This window comes from Edwardsiella ictaluri ATCC 33202, assembly GCF_000264785.1.
Lineage (GTDB): Bacteria > Pseudomonadota > Gammaproteobacteria > Enterobacterales > Enterobacteriaceae > Edwardsiella > Edwardsiella ictaluri.
Genome location: NZ_AFJI01000053.1, coordinates 39659 through 51473 on the forward strand (window position 1 = coordinate 39659; position 11815 = coordinate 51473).

Below are 11815 nucleotides of genomic sequence, written 5' to 3' on the forward strand. Positions count from 1 at the left end.
CCTCCTAGGCTCACCCGACAACCAGGTTGAGCAGTTTGCCCGGCACAAAGATCACCTTGCGTACGGTGACTCCGTCGAGGTACTTGGCGACCAGCGGCTCCTGGGCCGCCAGTGCGCGCACCTGCTCCTCGCTGGCGTCGGCGGCAACGGTGATCTTACCGCGCACCTTGCCGTTGACCTGCACCACGATCAGCTTGCTGTCTTCGACCATCGCCGCGTCATCGGCGACCGGCCATGGCGCGGTGTCGATGTCACCGGCGCCGCCCAGCGCGCGCCACAGGGTGAAGCAGACGTGCGGGGTAAACGGATACAGCATGCGTACCACGGCCAGCAGGGCTTCCTGCATCAGGGCGCGATCCTGTTCGCTCTCCTGCGGGGCGCGGGTCAGCTTATTCATCAGCTCCATCACGGCGGCGATGGCGGTGTTAAAGGTCTGGCGGCGGCCAATATCGTCGCTCACCTTGGCGATGGTCTTGTGCAGATCGCGGCGCAGGGCTTTCTGGTCATCGTTCAGTGCTGTCAGGTCGAGCGCGGAGGCCAGCCCTTTCTGCTGGTGGTCGAACGCCAGTTTCCAGACGCGCTTCAGGAAGCGGTTGGCCCCCTCAACGCCGGACTCCTGCCACTCCAGGGTCATTTCCGCCGGGGAGGCGAACATCATGAACAGGCGTACGGTGTCGGCGCCGTAGCGCTCCACCATCACCTGCGGGTCGATGCCGTTGTTCTTCGACTTGGACATCTTGCTCATCCCGGCGTAGACCAGCTCGCGGCCGTCGCGATCGGTCGCCTGGGTAATGCGGCCCTTGTCATCGCGCTCTACGGTGACATCCACCGGAGAGACCCAGTTACGCTCGCCGTTGGTGCCGGTGTAGTAGAAGGCGTCCGCCAGCACCATGCCCTGGCACAGCAGGCGCTTGGCAGGCTCGTCGGAGTCCACCAGACCTGCGTCACGCATCAGCTTGTGGAAGAAGCGGAAATACATCAGGTGCATGATGGCGTGTTCGATGCCGCCGACGTACTGATCGACCGGCAGCCAGTAGTTGGCGGCCTGCGGATCCAACATCCCCTGATCGAACTGTGGGCAGGTGTAGCGCGCGTAGTACCAGGAGGACTCCATGAAGGTGTCGAAGGTGTCGGTTTCGCGCAGCGCCGGCTGACCGTTAACGGTGGTCTTCGCCCAGGACGGATCGGCCTTGATCGGGCTGGTGATGCCGTTCATGACCACGTCCTCCGGCAGGATCACCGGCAGCTGCTCTTCCGGCGTCGGGATCACGCTGCCGTCTTCCAGGGTCATCATTGGGATCGGTGCACCCCAGTAGCGCTGGCGGGAAACCCCCCAGTCGCGCAGGCGGTAGTTGACCTTGCGCTCGCCGACGCCGGCGGCGATCAGGCGGTTGGCGACGGCGTCGAAGGCGGCGCTGAAGTCGAGACCGTCAAATTCGCCGGAATTGAACAGCACGCCCTTGTCGGTCATGGCGGCGGCGCGGATGTCCGGGGCCTGACCGTCGGCGGTCAGGATCACCGGCTTCATCGGCAGGTCATATCTGGTGGCGAACTCCCAGTCGCGCTGGTCGTGGGCCGGAACGGACATCACCGCGCCGGTGCCGTAGTCCATCAGCACAAAGTTGGCGACCCAGATAGGCAGACGCTCACCGTTGAGCGGGTGGATGGCGTACAGGCCGGTGGCCATGCCTTTCTTCTCCATGGTCGCCATGTCGGCCTCGGCAACCTTGGTGTTTTTGCACTCGTCGATGAACTGCGTCAGTGCCGGATTGCCGGTGGCGGCTTGCTGGGCCAGCGGGTGTGCGGCGGCGATGGCCAGGTAGCTGACGCCCATGAAGGTGTCCGGGCGGGTGGTGTAGACGGCAAAGGTATCATCGCGATCGGCGACGTGGAAGGTGATCTCTACCCCTTCAGAACGACCGATCCAGTTGCGCTGCATGGTTTTCACCTGCTCCGGCCACTCTTCCAGCCTGTCGAGGTCGTTGAGCAGCTGATCGGCGTAGTCGGTGATCTTGATAAACCACTGCGGGATCTCTTTGCGCTCGACCTTGGAGTCGCAGCGCCAGCAGCAGCCGTCGATGACCTGCTCGTTGGCCAGTACGGTCTGATCGTTCGGGCACCAGTTGACCGCTGAGGTCTTCTTATAGACCAGGCCCTTTTCATAAAGCTTGGTGAAGAACCACTGCTCCCAGCGGTAGTAGTCCGGCTTACAGGTGGCGATTTCGCGGCTCCAGTCGTAGCCGAAGCCCAGCAGCTTCAGCTGGTTCTTCATATAATCGATGTTGGCATAGGTCCAGGGGGCCGGCGCAGTGTTGTTCTTCACCGCCGCGCCTTCTGCCGGCAGGCCGAAGGCGTCCCAGCCGATAGGCTGCAGCACATTTTTGCCCAGCATGCGCTGGTAGCGGGAGATCACATCACCGATGGTGTAGTTACGGACGTGGCCCATATGCAGACGGCCGGAGGGATACGGCAGCATGGAGAGGCAATAGTATTTCTCCTTACCGGCATCTTCGGTGACCTGGAAGGTTTTCTGTTCATCCCAATGGCGCTGGACGTGGGATTCAATGTCCTCTGGACGATATTGCTCTTGCATGGCAGCTGGAAGTCCTGTTAGTAAGACAGCTACACCTGTAGCCTGATATGTGATGGTGATCGGCATAGGATAGCCGATAAGCGTCGCGGGCAACAACCGCAGAGCGCGCCGACGGTGAATTCTTTCCCCCGTCGACTTACCCTTGGTACCGTTTTGTTACATACGCTACGTGAAGATCACAGTCTGTCAATGAATTACGGCTAAAATATAACGGTGGTGTCGCTTGCCCGCGCGGTGAACGGGATCCCGACCGTCCTGATATACGCTGTACGCAGTTTTCACGCGGGCCACCGCAGGGGGCCGGCCGGAGATGTTCTGACGCGGTGCTGAACGGAGGTAGGAGATGAGTAAGGTAACACACTATTATCAGCAGTGGCTGGCGGCGTTGACTGAACGCCTGGAGAAGGGGGAGCGCGATATCGATGCGCTGCTGGAGAGCGCGGAGCAGCAGCTCCGCCACGCCAGCGATCTGAGCGAGGCCGACATTGCGCAGATCCGTCAGGCGATGCACCGCGATCTGGAGGAGTTTGCCCGCGCCTATCAGGATAGTCGTGATGAGATGGAAGACAGCGTGTTTATGCGTGTTATCAAGGAGAGTCTGTGGCAGGAGCTGGCCGATATTACCGACAAAACCCAGCTGGAGTGGCGCGAGATGCTGCAGGATGTGAACCACCACGGCGTTTATCACAGCGGCGAGGTGGTCGGTCTGGGGCATCTGGTGTGCGAGAAGTGCCACTTTAACCTGGATGTGTATACCCCGGAGATTCTGCCGCGCTGTCCGCGCTGCGGCCACGATCAGTTTCACCGCCGCCCCTTCCGCCCCTGAGGGTTCGCCCGCCGTGGGCGGCGGGCGCATTTCCCCGCGGGGACGATCACCGGCGCTCGCCGGGGAGCTCCTCTGTCATGTCGCCATAGGTGGCGATCCGTTCAGCCAGCAGATCGACAAAGGCCTGGCGATCGACGTCCAGCAGCACGGTGGCATTGGGGGCGTTGCCGCTCAGGACGTAGGCATCCACTACCGTCATTCCGGTGGTATAGCGTCCGCGGGTTTCCACTCCCACCCAGCGTTCTACGCTGGTAAAGATCTGCGGGCGCAGCAGTCAGGCGATGGTGCAGGGGGCGTGCAGCGGCGCTCCTTGCAAGCCCTATCTCTTCTGACGGTGATGGCGCGCACCTCCAGCCCGGGGCTGGAGGTGCGCCAGGATCAGGGCGATGGCATCGTCGTGGCCGGGGTCGCAGTCGATGATCAGGGGTAACGCCATGAAACGCTCCAGGGAATTGACGGATTCATCCTGGCACCATACCCCTGTGCGGGGCAGGCGAACAGCCGCCGGACGGTAAAGCGTGAGGCGGGGTGTACCCCTGCCGCCGGTGGGCGGCGAGGTTTGGTGGGCTCAAATGCACCGTGAGTAACGCAGTACTGGGCGAAAATGGCCCCAGCCCTACGGGACGCGTGCCAGCAGCGCGTACTCTGCGTTTTCGGCGTTGACCATTGGCCCACCATGTCCTGCGCCCTGCGCCTTGATGACGCGCTTTTGGCTCAGCGTCGACGTTGCATACAGTTACACACGCCTTAATGGATGATCTTGGCCAGAAAATCGCGCGCCCGCGCCGAGTGGGGCTGGCTGAAGAAGGCGTCTTTTTCACGATCCTCAATAATGCGCCCCTCATCCATAAAGATCACCCGGTTGGCGACCTTACGGGCAAACCCCATCTCATGGGTGACCACCATCATGGTCATCCCTTCTCTTGCCAGGGAGACCATCACGTCCAGTACCTCATTGATCATCTCTGGGTCGAGTGCGGAGGTCGGCTCGTCAAACAGCATCGCTACGGGATCCATGCATAGCGCCCGGGCTATGGCGACGCGCTGTTGCTGGCCGCCGGAGAGCTGCGCCGGAAATTTGGCGGCATGTGCCGACAGACCGACGCGCTCCAGCAGCGCCTGCCCCTTGCTGACCGCCAATGGTGAGGCGCGCCCCAGTACCTTGACCTGGGCCAGGGTCAGATTGTCGAGGATAGAGAGGTGCGGAAACAGCTCAAAGTGCTGAAACACCATGCCGACCCGCGATCGCAGGCGCGCCAGATCGGTACGCTTATCGTGTACGGGCGTACCGTTGACATTGATTTGCCCCTGCTGGATAGCCTCCAGCCCATTGACGGTCTTGATAAGCGTCGACTTGCCGGAGCCGGAGGGACCGCAAACCACCACCACCTCGCCTTTGTCGACGTGGGTGCTGCAGTCGTTCAGCACCTGAAACTGCCCATACCATTTACTGACCTGTTGCAGGGAGATCATAAGGTACTCCTTTTCTTGAGATGGCCGACCAGCAGCGAGGCGCTGAGGCTGATGATGAAGTAGACGGCGCCGGCAAACAGGATCATTTCCAGCTGGGTGCCATCGCGCTCGCCGATGGTGGAGGCGGTACGGAAGAAGTCCGCCAGACTCAAAACGTACACCAATGAGGTGTCCTGAAACAGCACGATACCCTGCGTCAGCAGCAGCGGCACCATGGCGCGGAACGCCTGTGGCAGGATGACCAGATACATGGATTGCCAGGGAGTCATGCCCAGCGCCAGTGCGGCGGCGTTCTGTCCGCGCGCAACGCTCTTGATACCGGCGCGGATAATCTCCGAGTAGTAGGCGGCTTCGAACAGCGCAAAGGCCACCATCGCCGAGATAAGACGGATATCGCTTTGCGGCGACAGGCCGAGAAAGCGCTGTAGCAGGCTGGGTACCACCAGATAGAACCACAGCAGCACCATCACCAGCGGTACCGAGCGGAACAGATTGACATACAGGGCCGCCAGCCAGGCGAGGGGTTTCCAGCGTGACAGCCGCATTACGGCCAGCAGGGTTCCCCATAGAATGCCGACTACCACCGCTGTCAGCGTTATCTTCAGCGTGATAACCAACCCATCCAGCAGGTAGGGCAGGCTGGGGACAATGGAACTCCAGTCAAATGCGTACATTAATGGCTCCTCATACTGCCAGGCAATTGCAGATGCCGTTCCAGCAGATGCATGCCCAGCATTAGCAGGGCATTGATGGCGATGTAGGCCAGCGTGATAGCGGTAAACGATTCATAGGCGTGTGCCGAATAGTCCAGCAACTTGCCGGCCTGTGCGGCCATATCCATCAGGCCAATGGTGGAGGCGATGGCGGAGTTCTTCACCAGATTGAGCATTTCAGAGGTCAGCGGCGGCACAATGACCCGATAGGCGTTGGGCAGCAGAACATAGCGGTAGGTCTGTGGCAGGGTGAAGCCCATGGCCAGCCCGGCGCTCCGCTGTCCGGCCGGCAGAGACTGAATGGCGGCGCGTACCTGTTCGCAGATCCGGGCGGCGGTAAACAGACCGAGACAGAGCAGCGAGGAGACAAAAAATTGGATGGACGGGTCAAGCTCCCCTTTAAACCAGTTGCCCCAGTCGGTCGGCAGCAGCTCCGGCACCACCAGATACCAGGTAAAAAACTGCACGATCAGCGGAACATTGCGGAACAGCTCGACATAGATCGCGCCAATCATGGCCAGCGGACGGCTGGGCAGGGTCCGCAATATGCCCAGCAGGGAGCCGAGTACAAAGGCGATAACCCAGGCAGCGAGCGACAGGGCGATGGTGACCTGCATGCCGGACCAGATCCAGCCCAGGTAAGTGGTGCCGCCAAAAGGGGCCGGTTGCAGAAAGATGCCCCAGTTCCAATCGATAGACATAGGTGACTCCGGTTAGCCGGCCCCCCGTCGCTCGGGGGCGCCGCAGATGCGCGCGCCATCGCGCGGACGGGGGGTCCGCGCGATGGCCTGAGGCCGGGCTGATTATTCGGCGATGCGGTCGTTGGGGGCGGCGAACAGCGCTTTCATCTCATCGGAGAGGGTGAACTGCAGGTTCATGTTCTTCGGTGGAATGGGCTGTTCGAACCAGCGCCGATATCCGTCAGCGGCCTGTCCGGAGGTCTGCACATGGGCGATGGTGTCGTCGGCCAGCTTTTTAAAGGCCGGATCGTCCCGGCGCAGCATACAGCCGTAGGCCTCATAGGACTGCGGGGTACCGACGATAACCCAGCGCTCAGGCTGTTTGGCCTTGGCGCGCTCTCCCGCCAGCAGCGCGTCGTCCATCATGAAGGCCACCGCTCTCCCGCTCTCCAGAGTACGGAAGGCGTCGCCGTGATCCTTGGCGCTGATGATGCGCATCTGCATGCCATCCTTCTCGTTCATGCGGTTGAGCATGATTTCTGACGTGGTGCCGGAGGTGACCACTACCGGTTTACCGGCCAGATCGCGAAAATCATGTACTCCGCTCTCCCTGGCCGTCAGCAGACGGGTACCGACGATAAACAGGGTGTTGGAGAAGGCAACCTGCTGCTGGCGTTCGGCGTTATGGGTAGTGGAGCCGCACTCTACGTCATAGGTGCCATTTTGCAGCAGCGGGATACGGTTTTGGGAGGTGATCGGTAACAGCTTCACCTGCAGCGTCGGCAGATTGAGCTGTTTTTTCACCGCATCGACGATGGCGTTGGCATAGTCCTGGGAGTAGCCGACCACCCGCTGCTGGTTGTCATAGTAGGAGAAGGGGACAGAAGATTCGCGGTGGCCGACTACGATAACGCCGCTGTCTTTGATTTTTTGCAGGGTCGGCGAGCCGTCGGCAGCGCCCTGCGTGGTAGCAAACAGGGGGAAAGATAGACCCAGAAGAACTAGTGATAACACAGACTTACGCATGCATTGCTCCTTCCGATGTGGGTGTGTTGTGTTTATATTTATGTTTTATATGTTATTTTCATCAGGCATGATCCGGGCGAAGGCGCGGCGTCATGGAGAAAACATAGCTTAATGTAAATAAAATGATATCCATATGTTTTTAAAATGAGATCAAAGACGCACCGTTTTATGGCACAACATGGCGTTTGCACAGCCTGTGTGCGTGAAGATGCGCTGTCGCGGTGCAACGCCTTGGACTGCGAGGGGAGAAAGCCCTGCGGAGGCGCATCGCAGGGGAAAGGACTGCAAGCATTGTGCCAACGGTGAGCGAGTGCAGCCCGAAGGCTGCACTCGGGGAGGGCGGGTCTCAGCGGCGGCGCAGGGCGTAGATCAGCGCCAGCGCGCCCATTAGCGCACTCAGCAGCCACAGCGGTATGCTGCCCAGGCGGGCATAGGGCGTCTCGCCGCGGGTCGGGGTGACGTTCACCTCCAGCACACTGCGGGTAAACTGCGGCAGGTGGGCAATGACGTTACCGGAGGCGTCCACGGCAGCGGTGATGCCGTTGTTGGTGGCCCGCAGCAGCGGCCGTCCCAGTTCCAGGGCCCGCATACGCGCCATCTGGAAGTGTTGCCACGGGCCGATAGAGTGGCCGAACCAGGCGTCGTTGGAGACGGTAAGCAGGAAGTCGGTATTCGGGCGGAAGTTGGCCCGCACCTGTTCGCCCAGTACGATCTCATAGCAGATTGCGGTGGTTAGATCGTATCCCTGAACCCGCAGCGCAGGCTGCACGTAGCTGCCGCGGCTGAAGGCGGACATCGGCAGGTTGAAGAAGGGCGCCAGCGGTCGCAGCAGGTCTTCCATTGGTACGAACTCACCAAACGGCACCAGATGGTGTTTGCTGTAGCGTTGGCGCGCCGGGTACTGGTAAGGTGTCTCGCCGCCCAGAACGATCACCGAGTTATAAAAACGCATGCCGTTCGACCCCGGGCGCTCATCGACCAGTCCGGTGATCAGGCTGCTGTGGTGGGCGCGCAGCAGACGGTCCATCATGGTTAAAAACGGTTGTTCGTTGGCTTCGGTATCGGCGATGGCCGATTCGGGCCAGATGATGATGGGCGCTTTACCCAGGTAGGGGCGGGTCGCCTCCAGGTAGGTCTGCAGCGAGGCGATCAGTGCGTTGGGATCCCACTTCATCGACTGGGCGATATCGCCCTGTACCATGGCCACATTGACCGCTTTTTGTGGCAGGCTTTGATACCAGTGTATCTGGCGCAGCGGCCAGGGTGCGCACAGCAGCACCAGGGCCAGCAGGGATGCCAGGGGGCGACGCCGGGCTACCGCCAGCACCAGCAGGCCGCTGATGATAACCAGAAGATAGGTGATGGTATCCACGCCGGCCAGCGGGGCAATGCCCTTCAGCGGACCGTTGAGCTGGCTGTAGCCGAACTGCAGCCAGGGGAAGCCGGTCAGCACCCAGCCGCGCAGGAACTCCGTGGCCTGCCACAGCGCCGGGGCGGCAATGACCAGACGCCAGACGGTCGTCCGTGGCCACAGGCGGTTAAGAACGGCGCAGAACAGCAGCGGGTAGAGCGCCAGGTAGGCCGCCAGCAGCACGACCAGCGATACACTGACCGGCGTCGGCATACCGCCAAACTGTTCAATGCTGACATAAACCCAGTTGACGCCGCTGCCGAACAGTCCAAGCCCCCACAGAAAGCCCAGCAGCATGGCCTGGCGGGAGGTTCGGTTGAGGGTGACGGCCAGCAGGCCACACAAAGAGATGAGCGCGGCGGGCCAAAAATCGTAGGGCGAAAAGGCCAGGGTGCCACAGGCACCGGTTATCAGCGCCAGCGGGGCGCGTACCCGCTGGCGTTGCAGTAAAGCGGCGATGGTCATCGGTTATTCAGGGTTCCAGGTCCAGTTGCGGTTGAGGTGATGCATCCGGAATTTTGACATGAACCTGTATGATACGTCGACTGTCGGCCATGGCGACCTTAAACAGGTAACCGTCGATGTCGGTGCTCTCTCCACGCGCCGGAAGATGGCCGAAGGCCTGCATCACCAGGCCGCCGATGGTATCGACCTCGTCATCATTGAAGCGGGTGCCAAAGATGTCGTTGAAATCCTCGATCTGGGTCAGCGCACGAACGGTGTAGAGATGGCGGCTGATCTGGCGCACGTCGCGATCCTCCACCTCATCGTACTCATCGTCGATCTCGCCGACGATCAGCTCCAGAATATCTTCAATAGTGACCAGTCCGGAGACGCTGCCGAATTCGTCGATAACGATGGCCATATGGTAGCGCTGGGAGCGGAACTCTTTGAGCATGCGGTCAACGCGCTTGCTTTCCGGCACGACCACGGCCTGGCGCAGCACCTTATCGATGCTGAACGGTTCGGCATCGCTGCGCATAAAGGGCAGCAGATCTTTGGCCATCAGCACGCCTTCAATATGATCTTTGTCCTCACTGATCACAGGAAAGCGTGAGTGGGCTGACTCAATGATCACATCCAGACATTCGTCCAGGGTCTGGTTACGTTTCAGGGTAACCATCTGGCTGCGTGGGATCATGATATCGCGTACGCGCTGTTCGGCGATGTCCATCACCCCTTCCAGCATATCGCGGGTATCGGGGTCAATAAGATCGTTCTGCTCGGAGTCGCGGATAAGCTCCACCAGATCGCTGCGGTTCTTGGGTTCACCGTGAAACAGTTGGTTGAGCAAAAGGGAAAAGAAGCCTTTCTTATGGGGACTGGGGTTGTCGCTATTCTGAGAATGGTCGTCGCTCATAGCGTATATGTATGGTTACTCTTAGTCTGGTCAATCTTAACGGTGGCGCTGTGCAGCGGCCACCGCAAACGTGACCCCGGGGGGTCGTTCAGTCGGACTCTTTTTCTGCCGCATAGGGGTCGGGGTAACCCAACACCTGCATGATTTCGGCTTCCAGAGATTCCATTTCTTCAGCTTCTTCATCGCTGATGTGGTCATACCCTAGCAGATGAAGCGAGCCATGCACAACCATATGCGCCCAATGTGAGAGTTGCGAGATGTTCTGCTCCTGCGCCTCGCGCTCTACCACCTGGCGACAGATCACCATGTCGCCGAGCAGCGGCAGCTCGATGCCCGGCGGGGCTTCAAACGGGAAAGAGAGCACGTTGGTCGGGCGATCCTTGCCGCGGTAGGTGAGGTTAAGCTCGTGGCTTTCAGCCTCATCCACCAGGCGAATGGTCACCTCGGCTTCATCGCGAAAACGCGGCAGGACGGCTTCCAGCCAGCGCAGAAAGTCGCCTTCAGCAGGCAGTCCCTGAAGATCTGCGCAGGCCAGCTGCAGGTCGAGAATAATATTGCTCATGGTTGTTCCTGTGTCTGGGCGGCCTGTGCCTCGTGCTTGCGCTCGGCGGCCAGGGCCTCTTTACGTTGTTGCTCTGCCGCTTCCCACGCTTCATAGGCCATCACCACGCGGGCGACCACCGGATGGCGCACCACGTCTTCACTGTGGAAGAAGTTGAAGCTTATCTCGTCTACAGCTGACAAGACCTCAATGGCGTGGCGCAGGCCGGACTTTTGGTTGCGCGGCAGATCTATCTGGGTAATGTCGCCGGTGATAACCGCTTTAGAGTTAAAGCCGATGCGGGTGAGGAACATCTTCATCTGTTCGATGGTGGTGTTCTGGCTCTCATCCAGAATGATAAAGGCATCGTTCAGGGTACGCCCGCGCATATAGGCCAGCGGCGCCACTTCGATGACGTTACGCTCCATCAGCTTCTCTACCCGCTCGAAGCCGAGCATTTCAAACAGCGCATCGTACAGCGGACGCAGGTAAGGGTCGACCTTTTGGCTGAGATCGCCCGGCAGGAAGCCCAGTTTCTCACCGGCCTCTACCGCCGGACGCGTCAGCAGGATGCGGCGGATCTCCTGACGCTCCAGGGCATCCACGGCGGCGGCGACGGCAAGATAGGTCTTGCCGGTACCGGCCGGGCCGATGCCGAAGGTGATATCGTGGTCGAGAATATTGGCGATGTACTGCGCCTGATTGGGGGTGCGCGGCTTGATCAGCCCGCGCTTGGTCTTGATGTGGACCGCTTTGCCGTAGTCCGGTACGTGCTCGGCGGCCTGCTCCAGCACCTTACTCTCCCTGAGGGCCAGATGGATCTGCTCGGGGTCGATATCGCCTGTCTGGCCACGCACCGGTGCGGTATCCACATACAGGTGCTTGAGAATATCCACGGCGGCGCGCACACAGGGCGTCCGTCCGACCAGCGTAAAGTGATTGTCACGGTGATTGATTTCGATCCCCAGGCGGCGTTCGAGCAGTTTGATATTGCCATCAAACGGGCCGCACAGACTGTTCAGCCGCTGATTGTCAGCGGGTTCAAGCAAGAGTTCTTCGGTTGTGACGTTCAAATCAATCCTCTGGATTAGTGTGTGGATTGCGCCGCCCACGGCGCGGGGATACGGGCCATACGATGGCCACGCGGTATACAGCAATTATTCACATCATACATGCCACTGGGTAGTAATTG

At 60.3% G+C, this 11815-nt stretch carries 10 protein-coding genes and 1 pseudogene; 1 reads left to right on the forward strand and 10 read right to left on the reverse strand.

Annotated elements, in window-relative coordinates:
* Positions 1 to 10: 10 nt before the first annotated feature.
* Positions 11 to 2593, reverse strand: coding sequence for a leucine--tRNA ligase (gene leuS, locus EIEH_RS07215; RefSeq protein ID WP_015872184.1), 2583 nt, complete (start codon positions 2591 to 2593; stop codon positions 11 to 13).
* Between the two features lie 343 nt (positions 2594 to 2936).
* On the opposite strand from leuS, the gene EIEH_RS07220 reads away from it, so the two are divergent.
* Entirely contained in the window at positions 2937 to 3419 is a 483-nt protein-coding gene (locus EIEH_RS07220; protein ID WP_015872183.1) for a zinc ribbon-containing protein, read from the forward strand.
* A gap of 46 nt (positions 3420 to 3465) precedes the next feature.
* Here EIEH_RS07220 and EIEH_RS17535 read toward each other — a convergent pair.
* The 9 genes and pseudogenes from EIEH_RS17535 to EIEH_RS07260 form a co-directional block, all read right to left on the reverse strand.
* A pseudogene (locus tag EIEH_RS17535) lies at positions 3466 to 3738 on the reverse strand (nucleoside hydrolase); the annotation flags it as partial.
* Positions 3739 to 4166: 428 nt separating this feature from the next.
* A complete protein-coding gene (locus EIEH_RS07225) occupies positions 4167 to 4892 on the reverse strand; it encodes an amino acid ABC transporter ATP-binding protein (RefSeq protein ID WP_015872180.1) in 726 nt (241 codons plus the stop codon).
* The gene (gltK, locus tag EIEH_RS07230) at positions 4889 to 5566 is read right to left on the reverse strand and encodes a glutamate/aspartate ABC transporter permease GltK (RefSeq protein WP_015872179.1); all 678 of its coding nucleotides are present in this window, start codon (positions 5564 to 5566) and stop codon (positions 4889 to 4891) included. Before gltK ends, EIEH_RS07225 begins: the two co-directional genes overlap by 4 nt.
* On the reverse strand, positions 5566 to 6306 hold the full coding sequence (locus tag EIEH_RS07235) for an amino acid ABC transporter permease (RefSeq protein WP_015872178.1): 741 nt from the start codon (positions 6304 to 6306) through the stop codon (positions 5566 to 5568). Before EIEH_RS07235 ends, gltK begins: the two co-directional genes overlap by 1 nt.
* A 102-nt stretch (positions 6307 to 6408) precedes the next feature.
* Entirely contained in the window at positions 6409 to 7311 is a 903-nt protein-coding gene (locus EIEH_RS07240; RefSeq protein ID WP_015872177.1) for a glutamate/aspartate ABC transporter substrate-binding protein, read from the reverse strand.
* A 346-nt stretch (positions 7312 to 7657) separates the two neighbouring features.
* Positions 7658 to 9187, reverse strand: a complete 1530-nt coding sequence (gene lnt, locus EIEH_RS07245) for an apolipoprotein N-acyltransferase (protein ID WP_015872176.1) — start codon at positions 9185 to 9187, stop codon at positions 7658 to 7660.
* A 7-nt stretch (positions 9188 to 9194) separates the two neighbouring features.
* Positions 9195 to 10082: a CNNM family magnesium/cobalt transport protein CorC gene (gene corC / locus EIEH_RS07250; RefSeq protein WP_015872175.1), complete on the reverse strand. Its 888-nt coding sequence runs from the start codon at positions 10080 to 10082 to the stop codon at positions 9195 to 9197.
* A gap of 88 nt (positions 10083 to 10170) precedes the next feature.
* Entirely contained in the window at positions 10171 to 10644 is a 474-nt protein-coding gene (ybeY, locus tag EIEH_RS07255; RefSeq protein WP_015872174.1) for an rRNA maturation RNase YbeY, read from the reverse strand.
* Entirely contained in the window at positions 10641 to 11696 is a 1056-nt protein-coding gene (locus tag EIEH_RS07260; protein ID WP_015872173.1) for a PhoH family protein, read from the reverse strand. The genes ybeY and EIEH_RS07260 overlap by 4 nt, the downstream gene beginning before the upstream one ends.
* Positions 11697 to 11815: the final 119 nt, after the last annotated feature.